Source organism: Saccharothrix obliqua (assembly GCF_019375475.1).
In the GTDB taxonomy this organism is placed as follows: domain Bacteria; phylum Actinomycetota; class Actinomycetes; order Mycobacteriales; family Pseudonocardiaceae; genus Actinosynnema; species Actinosynnema obliqua.
This window is the reverse complement of sequence record NZ_JAHXGQ010000006.1, coordinates 156,224-176,947: the sequence shown is the minus strand read 5'-3', so window position 1 is coordinate 176,947 and position 20,724 is coordinate 156,224. Positions and strand designations below refer to the sequence as shown.

The following is a 20,724-nucleotide window of genomic DNA, read 5'->3' as shown; positions in this document are numbered from 1 at the left end:
CCCCGGACGCCGGCCCTAGCACGCGCGTTGGGCCGGCATCAAGGGCCTACTAGCGATTTGACCCACTTGAGTGAGGTCGGTAGTCAAGGTCAATGCTCACCGCAGCGGGTGGTCCGGCCCGGCTGGCCCTCGGGGCGCTGGCCGGCGCCGCCGCGGCAGCCCTGTGGGCGCACGGCGTCCTGGTCCGGGAGCCGCAGGCGATCCAGCCCGCCGGTGAGGTGGGCGTCGTGGTCGTGACGGGGAGTTCGCAACCCGCCCGGACCGCACCGGCGGCCGAGCCGACGACCGCTCCCCCGTCGAGCACCACGACGACCACCACGACCCGCGGCACCACCACGACGACGCGCACGACGACCGTCACGACGACGACCACCACGGCCGTCACCACGACGACCGACCCGCGACCGACCACCGACCCGCGACCGACGACCACCACGACCCGCGCCACCACGACCACCACCAAGCCGTGCGGATTGATTTTCTGCTGACAAACCTGCCGAGGACTTACCCAACGTGTTTTGGCAAGATCCCCGCGTGACGTTCAGCCAGGAGCCTGACCAGTCTTCGCCGAGCAAGTTCCAGCCGAGCAACGACGCGCCCACCCTCCGCATCCAGCCCGTCGACACCCGGAACCCGGGTGAACGCACGTCCATGGCCGGCGTCCTCGCCGACCTCCCGGCGACCCCGCCGGGTGAGGTGCCCGTCCAGCCCACGGCCACGACGCCGCCGAGCGCCCCCAAGGGCGTGGTGCCCGAGGGCGCGGTGGACGAGGCCGCGGTGAGCAGCCTGGCCGCGGCCTTCCTGGCCGCCGCGGCAGAGCCACCGGCCGCCGAACCGCCGCGCACCAACGGCAAGCCGGTCAACGGCGTCGTCATCAACGGGACCACCCCGAGCAACGGCAAGCCGGTCAACGGGACCAACGGCACCGCCGTCAACGGCGTGGCGATCAACGGCAAGCCGACGAACGGCACGGCGGTCAACGGCAAGCCGACCAACGGCACCGCGGTCAACGGCACCACGAACGGCAAGGCGGTCAACGGCAAGGCACCGCACAGCAACGGCACGCCCGCCGTCCCCGTCGACGGCGTGCAGCTGCCGCCGTCGTTGGGTGGGCCGGCGAAGGAGTCGCGGGGCTTGTTCACGCCCGCCCTCCCGGTGGACGACGAGGTCGCACCAGCACCGCCGACCACGCCCTTCCCCGTGGCACCGCCGAAACCGGCGGCGGAACCGCTCACCGCGGCGTTGAACCCGGTAACCCCGGTAACCCCGGAGGCCCCGCCGGCGCCGGACCCGGCGGCCCACGCGGAAACCGTGGTGTTCGCGCCCGTGCGACCGGCCGCGCCGGTCCAGCCGGCACCACCCCAAGCAGCGCCGGCCGAGCCCAAGGCGGCGGAACCGCCGAAGCCCGCTCCCAAACCGAAGAGCAGGCTGCGGCGGATCGCGCGGAAGATCGTCGGGCCGACGATCCTCACCAAGCGGAACTGAGTCGGGTCAGGCCGCGGGGACCAGGGTCATGTGCTGACCGCCCCGGCAGTAGGGCAGGCACGTGCCGACGAACAGGTTCCCGCTGCCCTTGATCTCCCACGAGTCCCCGATCAGCTTCACCTCGTACGGGCCGGCCGGGACGCCCGTGAACGCCACGTGCCCCCGCGCGTCGGTCTTGCCCCTGGCCACGACGCGACCGCTGATCCGGTCCTTCAGCCCGATCCGCACCCCGGACACCTCCTCGCCCGGGTCGACGGTCGAGTCGCCGTCGAGGTCCTGGTAGAAGGCCAGCCACGTGTCGGCGGGCGGTGCGGGCACGCGGGCGAAGTCGACCGCGACCGGGAAGCCGCGCGGGTTGTCGTCGGGACCGAAGTCGCAGCCCACGTTGGTCGACCCGAAACCGGTCGCCTTGTCCGGGACGACGCCGCTGATGGTGATCTTCCGCTTGGCGCCCGCGGGCACGGTGACGCCGGGGCCCTGCCACTCCAGGTCGCCGAGCCGGAGGTCGACCAGGTGCGGCCCTTCGCCGCCGCTGCGGTCGCACCCGGCCTTGATGCCGGTGATGTCGGTCGTGCCGGTGTTGGTGAGGGTGATGACGACTTCGGCGCGGTCGCCGACCTGGTGGGTGTCCTGCCGGAACTGCGCCTTCGCGGTCAACCGGTCGCTCAACGGCCGCACGGCCCGGTACTCGACGTGTTCGTCGCCGTCGACGTCCACCTCGCGCCCGGACGGCAGGACCCAGCCGTCGGGTGCTTCGTGCACCCACAACCCGTACCGGCGCACCGGCAGGTCGGTGAACCGGTAGCGGCCGTCGGCGTCGGTCCGGGTGGTGCGCTTTCGGTCGAAGGAGCCGTCGTACGCCTCCAGCAGCACGCCCGCCAGCCCCTCGCCGGGGTCGGCGGTGTTGTTGTCGTTGCGGTCGCCGTAGACGACGCCGCCGAGGGTCCCGGTGGCGGAACCGGGATCGGTGACGGGGACGGCCAGGTCGAAGGTGTTGTTGTCCCGGTGGTCCGTGTCGCTGTACGACCAGGCGGTGATCCGGACGACCGGCGCACCCTGCCACTGGTAGATCTTGCCGGGCACGGTGGTGGTCACCGCCGCGCCGGGCTCGATCGCGGTGCCGGGGTACTTGAGCGGCCCGAACTCCAGCAGCCCGAGGTAGGAACCGGACAGCGTCCTGGCGTCGACGTAGGTCCGCTCGGCGGTCGAGCCGCCGATGTTGGTGGCGGTGATCCGGACCGGGATCTCCTGGCCCACCAGGAAGGGACCGCCGACCACCTCGGCGGTGACCGTCACGTCGGCGGTGATCGTGTCCGCGTGCGCCGCGGACGTGGTGCTCAACGCGGTGGCCGCGGCCAGCGCGAGCACGACGGGAACGCGCGCCGAACGGCGCGCTCTGTGCGCGAACAACTCGTTTCCCCCTGTGAGACGGGCATCCGAGGTCCCCCGACCCCTGGTGACCTGCCGGACACCGACCGTCATGGCCGGTCGAACGTAACCGAGGGTTCGCCGCAAACCGCTGTGCGTTCGCAAAAACCGGTGCGTGTCACCGAAGCCCCGGACCACGTGCGCCTGCGGGCCACAACGACCGCATCACAAGTGCCCGATGCCCGCAGGCGCTCCCGGACCATGCGTCACAATGGCGCTCGCGCGCAGACATGGAGGAGCAGGGATGTCCTGGCAAGAGGAGCTGTCGGAACTGGACCGGACCTTGGCGGAGGGTCGGATCAGTGCCGACGACTACCGACGTCGCCGAGATGAGCTGCTCGCGTCGGCGAGCAGCGGCGGTGGCACGCCGGGCGGGCAGCAGGGGCAGAGCCCCTTCGCGCCGCCGTTCCGGTGGGAGGCGTCGCCGCCCCAGCAGCAGCCGCCGAACCCCGACGCGACCCAGGTCGTCGGCCCCGGCGCGGCCAACCCGGACGCCACGCAGGTGGTCTCCGGCAGGCCGCCCGCCGACGCGGAGCGCACCCAGTACGTGCGCCCGGTGGCGCACCCCGGACCGCCGCCGGGACAGCAGCAGCCACCGCAGAACTGGCCGCCGCAGCAGCAGCAACCACAGCAGGCCGGCACCCCGTGGGGTGGCGGTGACGGGTTCGGCTCCTACGGCGACGCCGGCCCGTCCTGGATCGCGCAGGGCCCCGAGGTGTTCGACGAGGGCGGTGGCGGTGGCAAGAAGAAGGTCATCGGCATCGTCGTGGCCGTCGTGCTGCTGGCGGGCATCGCGTTCGGCGCGTACATGATCTGGGGTCGCGGCGAGTCCACGGCCAGCGGTGGCAACACCGAGACCACCAGCACCACCCCGACCACGACGACCACCACCGCGCCGCCCGACCCGATGCCGATCGGCAAGCTCGCGGGCAAGGTGACCCAGAACAAGTCGGTGACCGCGTTCTCCGCCGTGCCGAACCTGAAGTACCTGCTGGACAGCGAGGCGCAGGCGTACACGACGGCGGGCGCGGGCAAGGCGAAGCTCGCGCAGTTCACGTTGGACAGCGGCGCCAGCGGCGTGATCCTGATCGTGCAGGCGAGCGACGACAAGGCGGCGAACGCGGCGGCGCTGGCGCTGCACGAGATCCAGCTCGGCAACGGCATGACCGTGTTCAAGGACAGCCCGACGACCGTGCTGACCGGCCAGATCGACTCCGCGAACGGCTCGAACGCACGCGTGCGCGGCCACTACGGCAGCGACGGCATGATCGTGCGCGTCGACGTCGCCGCGCCGAACCTGACCGCCGCCCAGAAGGGCTTCACCGAGGTCCTCGAAGCCGAGCTGAAGGTGCTCAAGGCAGATGGCTGACCGCGTCGGCGTGACCACGTGCACCGTGGTCGCGCGGAACTACCTGCCCGCCGCCCGCGTCCTGGCCGCCTCCTACCTGCGGCACCACGAGGACCACGAGTTCGTGATCGCGGTGATCGACGCGCCGCGCGGCTCGGGCACCGCGCAGGGCAGGCTGCGGACCGTCGGGCCGGAGGCGTTCGGGCTCGACCCGGAGGACTACCTCCGGATGGCGACCTCCTACAACGTGACCGAGCTGGCCACGGCGGTGAAGCCGTACCTGCTGCGGCAGTTGCGCGAGCGGTCCGACGTCGTGATCTACCTCGACCCGGACATCGAGGTCTTCGCCCCGATGCCGGAGCTGGCGGAACTGGCGACGGCGCACGGGATCGTGCTGACGCCGCACCACCTGCGCCCGCTGCCGCGGGACGGCAAGGACCCGAGCGAGGCCGTCATCATGGGCTCGGGCATCTTCAACCTGGGTTTCGTGGCGACCGGCCCGGGTTCCGAGGAGTTCCTGGACTTCTGGGCGGAACGGCTGCGGCACGACGCGGTCGTCGCGCCGGAGCGGCAGCTGTTCACCGACCAGCGGTGGGTGGACCAGGTGCCCGCGTTGTTCGACAACCACGTGCTGCGCGACCCCGGTTTCAACGTCGCCTACTGGAACGTGCACGAGCGGCCGGTGACGCGGGACGACGACGGCGTGCTCACCGCGGGCGGTCGACCGCTGCGGTTCTTCCACTTCAGCGGTTACCGGCCGGAGCGCCCGTGGCTGCTGTCGCAGCACGCCGCCGCCCGGCCGCGCGTGGTGCTGTCCGCGCACCCGGCGGTCAAGGAGCTGTGCGACTCGTACCGCGTCCTGTTGCAGGACAACGGTTATGCCGAATCGCTGGAGTCGATCCCGTACGGCTTCGCGAAGATGGCCGACGGCACGCGCCTGACGCCCGCCGTGCGCAAGCTGTTCCGCGACGCGTGGGTGAAGGCGGAGCGCGACGACGAACCGCTGCCGCCGCACGCGTTCGGCGCCGACGGCGGCGCCGCGCTGCGCGAGTGGCTGGCCGCGCCGCCGGACGACGCGCCCGCGGGCACCGTGCTCAACCGCCTCACCACCGCGTTGTGGGAGGGCAGGCCGGACCTCCGTGCCGCGTTCCCCCGGCCGCACGGCCGCGACGCCGCGCCGTTCCGCGCGTGGTGCGGCACGTCGGGCGTCACCGAGGAGTCGCTGCCGGACTGGGCGCTGCCCGCCGAACCCGTGGAGCCGGCCGAACCGGTGGACGAGTTCGGCGTGAACGTCGTCGGCTACCTGACCGCGGAGCTGGGCGTCGGCGAGCTGGGCCGCATCGCGCACGACGCGATCGCCCGCGCGGGCGTGCCGGTCAGCTCGGTGGTGGAGGACCGGCTGGTGTCCAGCCGCACCGGGATGCCGGAGCCGGACACCAAGGGCGACCCGCGTTACCCGATCACGCTGCTGTCGGTGAACGCCGACCAGACGCAGGCGGTCCTGGAGAACCGGCCGCACGTCGGCCACCACCGGTACCGGATCGGCCTGTGGGCGTGGGAGCTGGAGCAGTTCCCGGGCTGGATGCACTCGGCGTTCCACCTCGTGGACGAGGTGTGGACGATCAGCGAGTTCTGCCGGGAGGCGATCGCCAAGCACACCGCGAAACCGGTGAAGGCGATCCCGATGCCGGTGCGCGACCCGGGTCCGGTGGACCGGCCGGAACGCGCTCCCGGCGACCCGGTGCGGTTCCTGTTCGCGTTCGACTTCCTCAGCATCGGCGAGCGCAAGAACCCCTGGGGTGTCCTGGAAGCGTTCCAGCGCGCGTTCCCGGACCGCGACGACGTGCGCCTGGTGCTCAAGGCGGTGAACGGGGCGAAGCGCCCGGACGTCGCGGAGCGGCTGCGCGTGCGGGCCATGGAGGACCCGCGGGTCGAGCTGGTCGAGCGGTACCTCACGGTGCAAGAGCTGAACGACCTGTACGCGGCCAGCGACTGCTACGTGTCGCTGCACCGCAGCGAGGGCTTCGGGTTGACGGTGGCCGAGGCGATGGCCCGCGCCATCCCGGTGATCTCCACCGACTACTCCAGCACCGCCGAGTTCGTGGACGAGCGCACCGGCTGGCCGATCCCGTACCGGCTGGTCGAGGTCGGCAGGGGCAACGAGCCGTACGAGGCGGACTCGCTGTGGGCCGACCCGGACCTGGACGCCGCCGCGCGCGCCATGCGCGAGGTCGCCGACGACCCGGCGGAGGCGGCACGCCGCGGTCGGGCGGCACGCGAGCACATCCTGCGCACCCGGTCCATGGACCGCGCCGCGAAGTGGATGGGCGAGCAGCTGCGCCAGGCGTACGAGAAGCGCTCGACGGCGCGGTCCGGCGCGGCGCCCGCCGCGGGTCCCGCGGACAACCCGCTGCGCCCGCTCCAGGACTCGCGGCAGGCGTTGCTGTGGCGGGCGGACGCGGGCGCCGCGTCCCGCACGCCCCTCGCGCCCGCGCTGCGCAAGGCCGTGCTGCGCGCCATCGACCACTACGACGTGCACCAGCGGCGCGTGCTCGGCGCGATCGTGGACGGCGTCGAGGGCACGTTGGGCGACGTGGTGGCGCGGATCGCGGCGCTGGAGTCGTCCACCGAGGCGGCGCGCTGGGCGAGCACCGGCGTGCAGAACCGGCTGACCTCCGTGGAGGGCCGGGTGCGGGAGGGGCTGTCCCGCGTCGAGGGTTCGGTGACGGACCTGGAGCGGCGGCTGGACGGCAACCTGGACCGGTTGGCGGCGCGGCTGGACGAGGGCGAGCGCAAGGCGTTCGACATGTTCCTGGAGCGCGACCGGGGCCAGGACGCGCGGGACCAGCGGATCGCGGAGCTGACCCGCGAGGTCGGCGCGGCGCGGGACGCGGCGCGGTTGCGGCACGCGCCGGTGCCGGCGGGCGCGGACGTCGTGGTGTGCGACGCGGGCGCGTTGCTGCTGCCGGTGGACCGCGTGATGCTGCCGTGGCTGTCGTACTACCGCAGTTGGGAGCGCGAGGAAGCGGACCTGATGGCGGAACTCGTCGGCAACGGCGCTTTCCTGGACATCGGCGCGCACGTCGGCTACCACTCGCTGCGGTTGCTCCAGCGCTCCTCGGGCGTCACGTCCGTGGTGGCGGTGGAGGCCAGCCCGGTGAACGCGGATTACCTGCGGCGCAACGTGGCCGCGAACCTGTCGCCGGCCGCGGCGGAGCTGGTGTCGGTGCTGCCGGTGGCCGCGTGGGACACCGACGCGGAGATCCTGCTGGTGCCGGACGGCGACAACAGCGGCGACCACCGCGCGCACGCCGTCACCGACGGCGGCCGGGACGGCGTGGTGGTGCCCGCGGTGCGGCTGGACGGCCGGCCGGAGGTCGTGGACCGCCGGATCTCGCTGGTGAAGGTCGACCTCCAGGGCCGCGACCACCGGGCCCTCGCGGGCCTGACGGCCGTGCTGGAGCGCGACCGGCCGCACGTGGTGTGCGAGTTCTGCCCGGAGGCGATCGAGGAGCTGGGCGACGACCCGGCGGACGTCCTGCTCGGTTACCGCAAGCTCGGCTACTCCCCCGCCCCGCTCGGCGCGACGCCGGGCGACCACGCGGACGAGGACCTGATCCGCGCGGCCCGGGAATCCGAAACCACGTTCATAACACTGTGGCTTCGCCCACTCTGATCTGCGGATTCCGGTAACGCCCGAGCGCCGCCCTGCGACAATCCAGGGCGGCGCCCTGGTGTCGGCGCGCCGCGATCCGGGCTGGGGGGTGTCGAGTGGCGGGTGAACGCGCGCCGAAAGCGGTCTCGCTCGCCGTCGTCGTGGTGCTCGCCGCGGTGTGCCTGGCGTCGTGGGCGGTGTGGGGCAAACCGGTGCCCGCCGCCGCCTGGCACGTGCCGCCCACCGGCGAGGCGGGCCGGATCGCGGGTGACCCGCTCGTGCTGGCGCTGGCCGATCCCGGCGGCCGGCCGGGGTTCAACCCGGACGTACGCCACTTCGGCGATGTCGCCGACCTGAAGTTCTTGCACCACAACGAGATCGCGGCGGTCGAGGAGGAGGGCGCGGGCGCGGCGCGGTTCGCCCAGGCCACCGACCACCCGGCCGGTCGCGTGCTGGTGTTCGTGGTGCGGATGGCCGACCGGGACGCCGCGCGTCGCGCCGCCGACCGGCTGGACGAACTCCAGCTCGCCTTCGGCCTGGAGCGGCGTGGTGGCGTGGCCGGTGTGGAGCGGGTGGTGGGCACGCCCGCCGCCGCCGACGACACCTCGGCGCGGCCGACCGCGCGTGCCCACTACACGCACGACGACCTGTTGGTGCGGCTGCAAACCGACGCCGGTGCACCCGAGGCGCTGGACCGGTTCGCCGACGTGGTGGCCCGCCAGGTGAAGGCGCTGCCCGCCGATGGCTGAGCCGATCGCGGTGCGCACGCCCCCGATCGCGCCGGGCGTCCGCGTCGTCACCGCCGCCGGCGTGTGCCTGCTCGCGTACAGCTACCTGGTCGGCCTGTGGCCGAACCGGCACGGTTTCACGCCGGCGTTCGTCGAGGTCGTCCGGTCGTGGGTGAACAAGCCGAGCGGGCTGGGCGAGGACTTCGGGTTCCTGGGCACGGCGCTGCTGCTGATGGCGGCCGGGTACGGGCTCGCCGGCGGGCGCCGCGTGGTGGCCGCGCACCTCCCGGTGCTCGCGGGCGCGGTGGCGGTGGGCGCGGCGCTGTGGGCGGTGGGCGCGGAACCGTTGCTGGACAGCGCGGTGACCGCACCCGTCCTGGCGCTCGTGCTGGTCGCCGCGCTGGTGCCCGCGCTGCGCCCGCTGGAGCGCCGTGAACCGGGCCTGGCGTCGTTCGTCCTGCTGGAGGCGGGCTGCCTGGTGGCGTTGCTGTGCGGTTGGCTCGCCGACGGCGGTCCGGAGGTGCTGCGCCTGGTGGGCACGGCCGCGACCCTGGTGCCACTGCTGGTGTTCGGGCGGCTGGCGGCGTTGTTCCGCGCCGGGCGGCTGCCCGCCGCGCACGGCGTCGGCCTGGGCCTGCTGTGCCTGGTGCTGACCGTGCTCGGCGACCTGTTGTTCCCCGAGCAGGTCGGGTACTGGCGACCGCTGGGCGCGACCGTGGCGGCGCTGCTGTTCGTGATCGCGCTGCCGAGGGGCGTGGCGGCGGCCGGGTGGACCGCGGTGCGCCGGCTCGCCGACCGGGCGCTGCCGCTCGCGGTGGCCGTGCCGGTCGTCGGGTACCCGGTGCTGGGACTGCTGGACTTCCTGCCGTTCGGCGTCGCGCTGGCGGTGGCCGTCGCGGCCGTCGGGTTGGCGGGCGAGGGCGCGCACCGCGCGGTGGGGGGTTCCGCGTGACGGCGACCGAGGCGCGCCCGGAGGCGACCACGCGCAAGACCGGCTACATGCACGGGCTGGACCTGTTGCGCGTCATCGGGTCCTGCGCCGTCGTGCTCACCCACCTGACGGCCTGGTACGGCTTGAAGGACCCCGGTTTCTGGGTGGTGACGGCGGTCCAGGAGGGCGTCGTCGGCACCCTGCACCTCAACGACCACCTGCACTTCTTCGGCGTGGCGGTCTTCCTCGTGGTCAGCGGGGTGGTCGTGACGCACGTGGCGGACCGCGAGTCGCCCGGCCAGTTCCTGCGGCGGCGCGTGGTCCGGCTGATCCCGCTGCTGTGGGCGGCGACGCTGCTGGGCTGGCTCGCCATCAAGTTCGGGCTGTACCGGACCTCCGCCGACCCGGCCGCGCTCGGTTTCGGCGACCTGGCCGCGAACCTGGTGCTGGGCGGGTTCTTCCTGTCGCCGCCGGTGGTGGTGCTGGGCGTCACCTGGACGCTGCTGATCCAGATCGGCTTCTACGCCTACGTGGCCGCGACGATCCCGGTGCTGCGCCGCCTGCCGTGGGCCGCGCCGCTGGCCGCCGCGCCGCTGTGCTTCGTGGTGGTCCTGGCGACGTTCGACGTGTCCGTGCCGGGGCTCTCGCAGGTCGGCAGCCTGATCGGGTACCTGCCGCTGCTGTGCCTCGGGCAGCTCGTGTCGCTGGTGCACTCCCGCAAGATCGCGCCGCTGACCGGCATCGCGATCGGGGTGGCGCACTTCGCGGTGGTCGTGTGGGTGGACAAGCTCTACCGGTACTCGGGCATGGGCGAGGCGGTGCCGAGGACCCTGCTGTTCGGCGTGCTGCTGACCGTGCTGCTGGTGTCGATGGACGGGCCGGTGTGCCGGTCGCCGTTCGTGCGCGGCTGGGCGAAGCGGACCTACGCCGTGTACCTGGTGCACATCCCCGCGATGTACCCGCTGCTCGGGCTGCTCACGCCGCTGGTCGGGCCGACGCTCGCCACGGTGGCGGGCCTCGCCGCGGTGGCCGCGGTGACCGAGGTGCTGCACCGCTTCGTGGAGGTGCCCGCCGATCGCGCGATCCGCCGGTGGGAACGCCGCAAACGCGAGCGTCGATCGGACTAGCGCCCGACCCGCCGACAGCACGCCCCCGGTGGCGTTACCCTCCGGAGGGCTGTGGTCACGCGGCGAGAGGGGCGGGTTGCTGGACACCGAGCGGAAAACCCGGATCGCGTTCATCGACATCGGCCGCGCGAGCGCGGCGGTCCTGGTCTTCTACAGCCACCTCGCCGAGCAGTGGGTGGCCAAGCGGGAAACCGGACCCACCCCGGTGGTGACCCTGATCGACTCGCTGACCAGCGAACCGGTGCACATGGGCGCACAGGGCATCGGGCAGGTCGGGGTGCCGTTCTTCTTCCTGGTCAGCGGTTTCGTGGTGACGCCGATCGCGCTTCGCATGGGGCAGCGGCGGTTCACCGCCAACCGGCTGGTGCGCGTGCACACGCCGATGTTCGTGGTGGTGCTGCTCACCGCGGGCGCGTTGTGGCTGGGCGTGCAGCCGTTGACGGGCAACAACCCCGAGCTGTCGTGGTGGGCCGTCCTCACCAACATGCTCGTGATCAACTACCTGATCGTGCCGCAGGTGGCGCTGGTCGGGGTGGCGTGGACGCTGATCGTGGAGCTGATCTTCTACGCGGTGCTGGTGCTGGTGCTGCCGGTGCTGCGGCGGTGGGTGTGGGTGGGCATCGCGGCGCAGCTCGTGTTCGTGTTCGCGGTGCTGATGAGCGCCCGCGCGTTCGGGCCGTCCTGGTTCCTGTTCGCGGTGAACGTGTCGTACCTGCCGATCCCGTTGCTGGGGCAGGTCATCTGGGCCACCACGGCGAAGAAGGTCCCGCTGTGGTTGGGCGGGGTGTTCGGCGGTGTCGCGTGGGCGTTGTACGTGTTCGTCGACGGCCCGGACATGGGCCGCCTGGACGGGTCGTACAGCCTGGCGCTCGCGGGCGCGGTGCTGTGCTTCCTGCTCGGGCTGTTCGCCGAGCCCGGGCTGCGGGAGCGCCGGCTGTGGGTGGCGTTGTCCGAGCGCAGCTACTCGATCTACCTGCTGCACGGCCTGGTGGCGTTCGCGGTGCTGGACGTGCTGCGGCCGGCCGTGCCGCTGTGGCTGGCGATGCCGCTGGCCGTGGCCGCCACGTTCGGCGTGGTGGAGTTGAGCTACCGGTACGTGGAGCGACCGAGTCACGCCCTGGCGCGGCGGCTGTCCCGGTCACCACGCCGACCCGCGCCGGAGGCGGTGGCGCGGGCCGCCGAGCTGGGTGTGGCGGAGCTGCGCGTGCGGGCCGATGCCGAGCGCACGGAGGAGATCCCGGTGGAGCGCACCGACGAGATACCGCGGGCACCGGCCCGCCACGGGCGGACGGACGGGTCCGCGGTGACGGTGCGGGCGTTGCTGGCGGCACGCGACCGCGAGCGGCGTGGCGGGCCCTAGCGACGCGGGCGGGCGGCCAGTTCCGCGGCCACGACGTCGATCACGGACGGCTTCAGCATCGGGTAGATGCCGCCGACCAGGTTGCGCTCGGCCGCGACCAGCACCACCACGTCGGAGTCGGCGAGCACGCGGGCCAGCCCCTGCGGGTCCTTGTTCGCCATGTCCACGTGCCGCAGCTCCAGCTCGGTGAACCCGGCGGCGACGTACGGCGCGGAGTAGTAGCCGAACGAGTCGCCGACCATCGCGGCCTTGGCGTCCACCACGCCGTCCTTGCGGTCCTGGGTGAAGCGCCTCGGGTCGCGGTCGTTCTCCGGCGGTGGCATGGGCGCTTCCCGCTCGCCGTCCGGCCGGACGGCGTACGCGGGGATGGAGTCGACCTCCTGCCTGCCGATCAGCTTCGCGAGGTCGCCGGGCCGGTCGTCCTCACCGGTGCGCTCAACCTCCCACGTGCGGGTCGTGCCCGGCCGCACCTTCTCCGCCACGGCGCGGCCCAGCACCACGCTCCCGTCGTGCGTCCAGTGGCTGTCGTACTTCGAGTAGGCCGGCGTGCCGTTGTTGCGCTCGGCGGCTTCGCGGAGACCGGCCCGCAGGTCGAGGACGTCGTGGCCCTGGATGTCCTGCCAGAACCGGTCGCGGCCGGTGGCCAGGCAGTCCCGGCCGAAGTACCGCGCGGGCAGGAAGTCCGGGGCCATCGTGCTCTTGTTCGGCGCGGCGGCGAGGACGAACTTCCGCCCGGACGACTCGACGGCCGCGCGCAGCCGGTCGATCCGCGCGTAGGTGTCCTCCGGTGCCACGGGCGGGTTGCAGGCGTACTTGATGTCGGTGCCCAGGAACAGCCAGTCGCCCTTGCCCTCCACGACGGTCACGAACGCCGTCGGTTCCGGTCGGTCCAGCGACGGGTCCTTGGGCGGCGGCACGACGGGGCCCACCGGGCCCTGCGGGCGGTCGAACTTGGGTGCCTCCCCGAACACGCCGCGGCTGATGCCGTCGGCGACCGCGACCGCCTTGTCGCGCAGCGGGATGTGGTCGGCGGCCCACTTCTCCAGCTTGGGGAAGAAGTCCCAGCCGTCGGTGGGTGACGGGAAGTGCGCCAGCTCGCGGTTCTCGAACTCCGCGGGGCGCATGCCGACGGCGAGCATCGCCATCGGCAGCAGGAAGAACAGCACGGCGGCGTAGCGGGCGGTGCGCTGGCGGGCGCTGTGCCGCGGCCGGTAGAGGGCGTGCTCGACCGGCAGGAACGACTCCGGGAGGACCGGCAAGGACGTCGCGGCCTGCTTCGGTGCCCCCACCTGGTCCGTGCTCACCCCCAGAGGGTAGCCGGCGTGGTCACCGCGGTGCGCCGGTTTCGCCGACCGCGGCGCGGATCACGCCAGGCCGGCCTTGCGGGCCTCCACGTCCAGGTCGTGGTCGACCATCATGGCGACCAGCTCGTCGAAGGCGACCTCGGGCTTCCAGCCGAGCTTCTCGTGCGCCTTGCCGGCGTCGCCGACGAGGAGGTCCACCTCGGCGGGCCGGAAGAAGCGCGGGTCCTGGGTGACGTGCCGCTCCCAGTCCTCGATGCCGGCGTGGGCGAACGCGGCGGCCACGAAGTCGCGGACCCGGTGCGTCCGGCCGGTCGCGATCACGTAGTCGTCCGGCTCGTCCTGCTGGAGCATCTGCCACATGGCCTGCACGTAGTCGCCCGCGAAACCCCAGTCGCGCCGCGGTTCCAGGTCGCCCAGCACCAGGGTGTCCTGGAGGCCGAGCTTGATCCGGGCCACCGCGTTGGTGATCTTGCGGGTGACGAACTCCAGGCCGCGCCGGGGCGACTCGTGGTTGAACAGGATGCCGGAGCACGCGTAGAGGCCGTAGCTGTCGCGGTAGTTGACCGTGATGTCGTGGCCGAAGACCTTGGCCACGCCGTACGGCGAGCGCGGGTAGAACGGGGTCGTCTCGCGCTGCGGCGTCTCGCGGACCTTGCCGAACATCTCCGAGCTGGACGCCTGGTAGAAGCGGATGGGGTTGTCGGTGCTGCCACCGGCCATCCGGATGGCCTCCAGCATCCGCAGCACGCCGAGGCCGGTGACGTTGGAGGTCAGCTCGGCCTGCTTGAAGCTGAGCGCGACGAACGAGATGGCGGCGAGGTTGTAGACCTCGTCGGGCTGGGTCTGCTCGACGGCGGAGATGAGGCTGGTCAGGTCCTGGAGGTCGGCGGAGACGACCTCCACGAACGGCAGCTCCTGCTGCACCAGTTCCGCGCGGGGGTTGCTCTGCCCCTTGACCAGCCCGAAGACCTCGTACCCCTTGCTGTGGAGGAGTTCCGCGAGGTACCGGCCGTCCTGCCCGGTGATGCCGGTGATCAATGCGCGAGCCACCGCGCCAGGATAACCGCGCGGGTGAGCGCGCTTTCACCCGATCCGGCAAGTCTGCCGAGGTCGCGGGTTGGTCCACCGGGTCCGGGGCAACCCGGACCCATGAACGACGTCTGTTCCGGTGAGACCGCCCGCGAACGCCCCGGAGGCACCGATGTGGCTTGCTGTGAGCCTGGTCACTTTGGGAGCGGTCACATTTTCGGCGCGCACCCTATGGTCGCTGCGGATCGCGCCGAAAAGCGAGCGGCATCGCGCGCGGATTGGCCGTACTTCGTCCACCTAGGCCCTATGGGGGATTGTGCGGTTGCCGTACGATCCATTTCAGGTCAGCAGACCTGTACCTGCTAGGGGACCTCAGAACAGAGGTAGGTGCGCCATGGATCTCGCACTGAGCAAGGTCATCGAGCTGCGCGAGAGCGGTTTCCAGTTCCTCCACCTCCGGGACGAGGACGGGCAGCTCGACCGCATCATGGCGTTCAAGCAGCGCCGCGGCTTCATCGACTCGATCCTGTTCTGGTCGGAGTCGGAGGCCCGCGCGGGCCGCCTACCAGCGGTTCGGGACAGCACGCGGGCCGCGCAGGCGGTCTGGATCTACGAGGGACCCCTCGTCGAGGCGGTGGACCGGTTGCTCGACCTGCCCGAGCCCGGTACGCGCAACGCGCCCACGCTGATGAGGCGGACGGCGTCCGACCTGGCCGTCGTGACGACGCTGCCGTTCAAGCTGAAGCTGCCACCAGGCGCCATCGCCTGACACCCGTTCGAGGTCACCCAGCCCCGCGCCGACAACGCGGGGCTTCCGGCGTTGGTCACCCTCCGTGCAATATCGGTGGTGATCCGCTTGCTTTCCGTAACGGGAATATGCACCCTTGTTGGTTGCGCCCCGGAATGCATGTCGAATAGTGCCAATACCCTCGGTTACCAGAGCTATAACAATTCCTCATACCGTCGGGTTATGGCCGCCGGGCCGCACCAAACCGGATTCGTAGGCGAGCACGACCAGCTGTGCCCGATCGCGCGCACCCAGTTTCGTCAGCACGCGGCTCACGTGCGTGCGGGCGGTCGCGGGCGAGATGACCAGGTGCGCGGCGATCTCGTCGTTCGACAGACCACCCGCCACCAGCGCCAGCACCTCGCGCTCCCGCGTGGTCAGCTCGCGCAGCGCGCGGTGGTCCGGCCTGCGGTGCTCGGGCCGCGCCGCGAACTCCTCGACCAGCCGCCGCGTCACGCTCGGCGCGAGCAGCGCGTCACCCCGCGCCACCACGCGCAACGCGTGCAGCAGCTCGACCGGGTCGGTGTCCTTGAGCAGGAACCCGGACGCGCCGGCGCGCAACGCCTCGAACACGTAGTCGTCCACGTTGAACGTGGTCAGCACGAGCACCTTCACCTCGGGCAGCGCGGCGCACACGTCGCGGGTCGCGGCCAGGCCGTCGACGCCGGGCATCCGGATGTCCATCACCACCACGTCCGGCCGGTGCTCACGCGCGAGCCGCAGGGCCTCCGCCCCGTCGCCCGCCTCGCCGACCACCTCGAACCCGTCCTCGGTGTCCAGCAGCAGGCGGAACCCCGCCCGCACCAGCACCTGGTCGTCGGCCAGCACCACCCTGATCACGCGCCACCTCCCACGGCAGAACCGCACGCACCTCGAAGCCGCCACCCGGCGCGGGACCGGCCGCCAGCGTCCCGCCCAGCGCCTCGACCCGCTCCGTCATGCCCCGCAGCCCGGCGCCCGCGCCCTGCGGCACGCCCGCGCCCGACCCGTCGTCCCGCACGACCAGCACCAGCCCGGCGGCCGTGCGCTCGAACGAGACCACCACCTCCGTGGCGTCCGGCGCGTAACGCAGGGCGTTGGTCAGCGACTCCTGCACCACCCGGTACGCCGCCGCGTCGACCTGCGCGGGCAGCTCGCCCGGCACGCCCTCGACCCGGGCCCGCGGCACCGGGCCGACCAGCTCGTCCAGCCGGGCCAGCGTCGGCACGGGTGCCGCGCCACCGCCGGTCCGCAGCACGCCGAGGGTGGCCCGCAGGTCGTCCAGGGCGTGCCCGGACGCCTCCTTGATCGCCCGGAGCGCCTTCACCGCCTCCTCGGGCCGGCGGTCCGCGACGTGCGCCGCGACACCGGCCTGGACGTTGATCATGGCGAGGCTGTGCGCGACCACGTCGTGCACCTCGCGGGCGATCCGCAGCCGCTCCTCCTCCAGCCGCCGGTCCCGCCGCTCGGCGAGCCGGAGCCTGCGCAGCGACAGCACGGCGACGGCCGGCGCGACGATCAGCGGGCCCCAGTGGCCGGTCACGTAGTACAGCCAGGTGGACAGGCCGGTCGCGGCGATGACGGCCAGCGGGAAGCGCCGCCGCCACAGCAGCGGCGCGAACGTCGCCGCGAACCACGCCCACACCAGCCAGTCCACGTCGCCGACCGTACGGGAGCACCCGCCGCCCGACATCGGTCGTGGAGCGTGGTCCCCGGTACGTCAGCGGACGTACGGGCCACCGGAGCGGGTGAAGAAGTTGGCTCACTGGAGTTAGCGAGCTTGCCCCGGCACCCCCCGGTGCGAAACTTTCCGCCCCATGAACCTCCGCAAGACCATCGCCGGCGCCGCCATCACCCTCGGCGGCACCGCCGCCGTGCTCGGGCTGAGCGGCGTCGCGCACGCCGCGCCGGACGCGCCGCAGGTCCGGCCCGTCGGCGTCGGCCCGTTCGCGTCGATCGACCCGACCGACCCGGACGGCACCATCCAGGTGTTCAACAAGCCCGACAGCCTCCAGACCCTCACCAACGCGCTGACCACCGGGAACGTGCCGGGCCTGCTCAACGCCGCCGCGCAGGGGAACCCGGTGCTCGACGGCCTCGCGAGCGCCCACCCGCTGTTCGGCGGCTGACGCCGGCAGCGCCACCAGCCGGCACGGTCCCGGCCCCCTCCCCCTCGGGCCGGGGCCGTGCCAACCCCCTCCCCACCGGGTCCGGCTCAGCGGCCGACCGCGTAGCCCTGGCTGCCGCGCGCGTTGGCCGCGGCCCGCAGCAGGCCGCCCCGCCGGTCCCGCGCCACGGCGGACAGCCGGCCGAGCGCCCACGGGCCGGCGTCGACCACCGCGTGCCCGCGCTCGGCCAGCTCGGCCAGCGCCGCCGGGCCGAGGCGCGACTCGACCACCAGCTCGCGAGGCGTCCACGAGCGCGGGAAGAACGAACTGGGGAACGCGTTGCTGTGCCACATCGGCGAGTCGATGGCCGCCTGGAGGTTCAGGCCGCCCGCGGTGTGCGCGAGCCAGAACCCGAGCTGCCACTGGTCCTGCTGGTCGCCGCCGGGCGTGCCGAACGCCACGGCGGGCGCGCCGTCGCGCAGCGCGAGCGACGGCGACAACGTGATGCGGGGCCGCTTGCCCGGCGCGAGCGAGTTCGGCAGGCCCTCGTCCAGCCAGAACATCTGCGCCCGGCTGCCCAGGCAGAACCCCAGCGACGGGATGGTGGGCGAGGACTGGAGCCACCCGCCGGACGGCGTGGCCGAGATGATGTTGCCCCACCGGTCCACCACGTCGACGTGCACGGTGTCGCCACGCACCACGCCGGTCCGGGACACGGTCGGCTCGCCGAGCGCGCCGACCACCTCCCGCGGCGGCGCGACCGGGCCCCGGCCGAGGTGCGCGGGCAGCACCGGGTCGAGCCCGAGCGGCGAACCGGGCCGCAACGCGCCCGCCGCGCCGTCGGAGACCAGGGCACGCCGCCGCGCCGCGTACTCGCGGGACAGCAACGCTTCCAGCGGCACGTCCGGGTGGTCGCCGTACCACGCCTCGCGGTCGGCGAACGCGAGCTTGGCGCACTCGGCCGCCAGGTGCACGGTCGCCGCGGTCGGCACACCGTCCACGTAGGACAGCCGGTCGGCGAAACCCTCCAGCAGCCGGAGCTGCTGGAGCAGCACCGGGCCCTGCGTCCACGCGCCGGCCTTGGCGATCGACCACTCGCCGAAGTCCGCGACCACCGCGTCCTCGTAGGTCGCCTGCCACGACGCCATGTCCTGACCGGTCAGCACGCCCGCGTGGTCGCGGCCCGAGTCGTCCCGGAACGCGGTGCGGCAGAACTCCTCCACCTGCGCCGCGACGAAGCCCTGCGACCACGCGCGGCGCGCGGCCTCCAGCTGCGCCTCGCGGTTCGCGCCCGCCGCCTCGCCCGCCGCGAGCAGCCACTCCCAGGTGTCGGCGAGCTTCGGGTTGCGGAACCGCGAGCCCGGCACGGGTGGCGCACCGCCGGGCAACCACAGCGCGGCCGACGACTTCCAGTGGTCGCGGAACAGGTCGGCGACCCGCTCGACGGTCGCGGACACCCGTTCCAGCAACGGGAAACCGTCCCGCGCGTAGCCGATGGCGTAGGTCAGCACCTCGCGCAGCGTCTTGGTGCCGTGGTCGCGCAGCAACGTCAACCAGCCGTCCCACGCGCCCGGCACGGTGGCCGCGAGCAGGCCGCTGCCGGGCACCAGGTCCAGGCCGAGGTCGCGGTAGTGGGCGGCGGTCGCGCCGGCGGGCGCGACGCCCTGCCCGCACAGGACGCGCGGCGTCGGGTCGGCCGCCGTCGCGAACACCGCGGGCACCTCGCCGCCCGGCCCGTTCAGGTGCGGTTCGACGACCTGGAGCACGAAACCGGCCGCGACGGCGGCGTCGAACGCGTTGCCGCCGTCCTCCAGCACCGCCATGCCCGCCCCGGAGGCGAGCCAGTGCGTGGACGCGACCATGCCGTGGGTGCCGACGAGTTCCGGGCGGGTGGTGAACACGTCGACAACCTACGTGGACGACGCGTTGGTGGTTAACCCCGGTCGACGCAATCGCGACCCGGTCCGCCGGGTCGGCTCAGCCCGCCGCCGCCGGCTGCCGGCGACCCAGCCCGTGCCGCGCCAAACCCGCGCGGCGCAAGGCGTCCACGTCCAGGTGGTCCCGCGTGTCCAGCACCACCGAACCGCTCATCAGCGCCGCCGCGCGACCCCAGTCCAGGGTCCGGAACTCCGGCCACTCCGTGAGCAGCACCACGGCATCGGCATCCCGAACCGCGAGGTAGGCGTCCTCCACCACGGTCATCCCGGGCAGCGGTCGCCGGACCTCCGGGTCGTAGGCGGTCAACGTCGCGCCCTCCAGCGCGAGCAGCTCCGCCACGGCCAGCGCCGGCGAGTCGCGCAGGTCGTTCGTGCCCGCCTTGAACGCGAGGCCGAGCACACCGATCCGCGCGCCCGCCAGCACGCCGCCGACCGCGTCCCGCACCTTGTCCACGACCCGCCGCTGCTGCCGCCGGTTGGCCTCGATGGTGGACCGCACCAGGCCGAAGTCCACGCCCACCGACTCGGCGATGCGGACCATGGCGTGCGTGTCCTTGGGCAGGCACGAACCGCCCCAGCCGGGACCGGGCTTGAGGAACGACTGCCCGATGCGCCGGTCGTGGCCCATGCCGTCGGTCACCGCCGACACGTCCGCGCCCACCAGCTCGCACAGCTCGGCGATGGCGTTGACGTAGGAGAGCTTCATGGCGAGGAAGCAGTTGGCCGCGTACTTGACCAGCTCGGCGCTCGCCGCGTCCATCAGCACGGTGGGCGCGCCCAGCTTGGCGAACAACGCGGCGACCCGCTCGGCGGCGGTCGGCGAGTCCGACCCGACCACGATCCGGTCGGGGTGCAGGAAGTCGCGCACCGCGCTGCCCTCGCGCAGGAACTCCGGGTTCGACACCACGGCCACGTCCTCGCGGCCGAGCAGTTCGGCGACCCGGGTCGACGTGCCGACCGGCACCGTCGACTTGCACACCACGACCGTCCCGTAGGGGAGGACCGCGCGCAGGTCGCGGGCCACCGACTCGACCGCCGACAGGTCGGCCGCGCCGCCCGCGCCCATCGGCGTCGGCAGGCAGAGGAACACCACCTCGGCGTCCGCGACGGCCGCCCGCGCGCCCTCCACGAACTCCAGCCGCCCGGCGGCCCGGCCCTCCGCGACCAGCTCGGTCAGGCCGGGTTCGAGGATGTCGACCTGCCCGGCACGCAGCCGGGCGACCTTCAGCGCGTCCACGTCCGCGCACACGACCCGATGACCCAGGGACGCCAGGCAGGCTCCCGTCGTCAGGCCCACGTAACCCGTTCCCACGACCGCGATCCGTCGGACGAACATGGTTCGACGGTGGCAGCCGAAGTTGGCCGTGGGTCAAACACGAGTTGTATGCGGAGAGTGAGGTCGGTAGTCCTCGGGGGCTACCCGGAACAGCACCTCCGGCGGACGCGGGGGCACGCCCGGCACGGGCATCGTGGGGGTGTGGAAATCGTGCTGATCACGCTGCTGTTCGTGGGTATGGC

General features: G+C 73.0%; 17 protein-coding genes. 10 read left to right on the top strand and 7 right to left on the bottom strand.

Features of this window, described 5'->3' with window-relative positions; all coding sequences use genetic code 11:
* Positions 1–92: 92 nt before the first annotated feature.
* The gene (locus tag KZQ38_RS20330) at positions 93–488 is read left to right on the top strand and encodes a hypothetical protein (RefSeq protein WP_219443712.1); all 396 of its coding nucleotides are present in this window, start codon (positions 93–95) and stop codon (positions 486–488) included.
* 46 nt (positions 489–534) lie between these two features.
* A complete protein-coding gene (locus tag KZQ38_RS20325) occupies positions 535–1,485 on the top strand; it encodes a hypothetical protein (RefSeq protein ID WP_219443711.1) in 951 nt (316 codons plus the stop codon).
* Positions 1,486–1,491: 6 nt separating this feature from the next.
* Here the strand turns inward: KZQ38_RS20325 and KZQ38_RS20320 are convergent, their stop codons facing one another.
* A complete protein-coding gene (locus KZQ38_RS20320) occupies positions 1,492–2,895 on the bottom strand; it encodes an SdrD B-like domain-containing protein (protein ID WP_219443710.1) in 1,404 nt (467 codons plus the stop codon).
* Positions 2,896–3,157: 262 nt separating this feature from the next.
* Between KZQ38_RS20320 and KZQ38_RS20315 the strand changes: the two genes are divergently transcribed.
* From KZQ38_RS20315 to KZQ38_RS20290, 6 genes are all read left to right on the top strand, one after another.
* Positions 3,158–4,282 (top strand): hypothetical protein, encoded by a 1,125-nt coding sequence (locus tag KZQ38_RS20315; protein WP_219443709.1) that lies wholly within the window; start codon positions 3,158–3,160, stop codon positions 4,280–4,282.
* A complete protein-coding gene (locus KZQ38_RS20310; RefSeq protein ID WP_219443708.1) occupies positions 4,275–7,937 on the top strand; it encodes an FkbM family methyltransferase in 3,663 nt (1,220 codons plus the stop codon). Before KZQ38_RS20315 ends, KZQ38_RS20310 begins: the two co-directional genes overlap by 8 nt.
* 95 nt (positions 7,938–8,032) lie before the next feature.
* On the top strand, positions 8,033–8,665 hold the full coding sequence (locus tag KZQ38_RS20305) for a hypothetical protein (RefSeq protein WP_219443707.1): 633 nt from the start codon (positions 8,033–8,035) through the stop codon (positions 8,663–8,665).
* A complete protein-coding gene (locus KZQ38_RS20300) occupies positions 8,658–9,596 on the top strand; it encodes a hypothetical protein (protein ID WP_219443706.1) in 939 nt (312 codons plus the stop codon). The genes KZQ38_RS20305 and KZQ38_RS20300 overlap by 8 nt, the downstream gene beginning before the upstream one ends.
* Positions 9,593–10,702, top strand: a complete 1,110-nt coding sequence (locus tag KZQ38_RS20295) for an acyltransferase family protein (protein ID WP_219443705.1) — start codon at positions 9,593–9,595, stop codon at positions 10,700–10,702. The genes KZQ38_RS20300 and KZQ38_RS20295 overlap by 4 nt, the downstream gene beginning before the upstream one ends.
* 28 nt (positions 10,703–10,730) lie before the next feature.
* Positions 10,731–12,062: an acyltransferase family protein gene (locus KZQ38_RS20290; RefSeq protein WP_308258500.1), complete on the top strand. Its 1,332-nt coding sequence runs from the start codon at positions 10,731–10,733 to the stop codon at positions 12,060–12,062.
* On the opposite strand, the gene KZQ38_RS20285 is transcribed toward KZQ38_RS20290, so the two are convergent.
* Together KZQ38_RS20285 and gmd are read right to left on the bottom strand one after the other, a co-directional pair.
* Positions 12,059–13,366, bottom strand: coding sequence for an alginate O-acetyltransferase AlgX-related protein (locus KZQ38_RS20285; RefSeq protein WP_219443704.1), 1,308 nt, complete (start codon positions 13,364–13,366; stop codon positions 12,059–12,061). The two genes, KZQ38_RS20290 and KZQ38_RS20285, sit on opposite strands and share 4 nt — an antisense overlap.
* 60 nt (positions 13,367–13,426) lie before the next feature.
* Positions 13,427–14,416 (bottom strand): GDP-mannose 4,6-dehydratase, encoded by a 990-nt coding sequence (gmd, locus tag KZQ38_RS20280; protein WP_219443703.1) that lies wholly within the window; start codon positions 14,414–14,416, stop codon positions 13,427–13,429.
* 373 nt (positions 14,417–14,789) lie between these two features.
* Between gmd and KZQ38_RS20275 the strand changes: the two genes are divergently transcribed.
* Positions 14,790–15,164 carry a hypothetical protein gene (locus KZQ38_RS20275; RefSeq protein WP_219443702.1) on the top strand — a complete coding sequence of 125 codons (375 nt, stop codon included), beginning with the start codon at positions 14,790–14,792 and terminating at the stop codon, positions 15,162–15,164.
* 186 nt (positions 15,165–15,350) lie between these two features.
* Here the strand turns inward: KZQ38_RS20275 and KZQ38_RS20270 are convergent, their stop codons facing one another.
* Together KZQ38_RS20270 and KZQ38_RS20265 are read right to left on the bottom strand one after the other, a co-directional pair.
* A complete protein-coding gene (locus KZQ38_RS20270; protein ID WP_257901880.1) occupies positions 15,351–16,007 on the bottom strand; it encodes a response regulator in 657 nt (218 codons plus the stop codon).
* Positions 15,889–16,818 (bottom strand): sensor histidine kinase, encoded by a 930-nt coding sequence (locus tag KZQ38_RS20265; protein ID WP_308258499.1) that lies wholly within the window; start codon positions 16,816–16,818, stop codon positions 15,889–15,891. Before KZQ38_RS20265 ends, KZQ38_RS20270 begins: the two co-directional genes overlap by 119 nt.
* Positions 16,819–16,978: 160 nt before the next feature.
* Here KZQ38_RS20265 and KZQ38_RS20260 point away from each other — a divergent pair, with 160 nt between their 5' ends.
* Positions 16,979–17,290 carry a hypothetical protein gene (locus KZQ38_RS20260; protein WP_219443700.1) on the top strand — a complete coding sequence of 104 codons (312 nt, stop codon included), beginning with the start codon at positions 16,979–16,981 and terminating at the stop codon, positions 17,288–17,290.
* 86 nt (positions 17,291–17,376) lie between these two features.
* Here KZQ38_RS20260 and KZQ38_RS20255 read toward each other — a convergent pair whose 3' ends face one another.
* Together KZQ38_RS20255 and KZQ38_RS20250 are read right to left on the bottom strand one after the other, a co-directional pair.
* Positions 17,377–19,170: a gamma-glutamyltransferase family protein gene (locus KZQ38_RS20255; RefSeq protein ID WP_219443699.1), complete on the bottom strand. Its 1,794-nt coding sequence runs from the start codon at positions 19,168–19,170 to the stop codon at positions 17,377–17,379.
* Positions 19,171–19,246: 76 nt separating this feature from the next.
* The gene (locus KZQ38_RS20250; protein ID WP_219443698.1) at positions 19,247–20,542 is read right to left on the bottom strand and encodes a UDP-glucose dehydrogenase family protein; all 1,296 of its coding nucleotides are present in this window, start codon (positions 20,540–20,542) and stop codon (positions 19,247–19,249) included.
* Positions 20,543–20,724: the final 182 nt, after the last annotated feature.

Excerpts from the sequence above, each read along its gene's own strand:
- KZQ38_RS20330 (WP_219443712.1), top strand. The coding sequence starts at position 93 with ATGCTCACCGCAGCGGGTGGTCCGGCCCGGCTGGCCCTCGGGGCGCTG.
- KZQ38_RS20315 (WP_219443709.1), top strand. The coding sequence starts at position 3,158 with ATGTCCTGGCAAGAGGAGCTGTCGGAACTGGACCGGACCTTGGCGGAG.
- KZQ38_RS20310 (WP_219443708.1), top strand. The coding sequence starts at position 4,275 with ATGGCTGACCGCGTCGGCGTGACCACGTGCACCGTGGTCGCGCGGAAC.
- KZQ38_RS20300 (WP_219443706.1), top strand. The coding sequence starts at position 8,658 with ATGGCTGAGCCGATCGCGGTGCGCACGCCCCCGATCGCGCCGGGCGTC.
- KZQ38_RS20275 (WP_219443702.1), top strand. The coding sequence starts at position 14,790 with ATGGATCTCGCACTGAGCAAGGTCATCGAGCTGCGCGAGAGCGGTTTC.
- KZQ38_RS20260 (WP_219443700.1), top strand. The coding sequence starts at position 16,979 with ATGAACCTCCGCAAGACCATCGCCGGCGCCGCCATCACCCTCGGCGGC.
- KZQ38_RS20250 (WP_219443698.1), bottom strand. The coding sequence starts at position 20,542 with ATGTTCGTCCGACGGATCGCGGTCGTGGGAACGGGTTACGTGGGCCTG.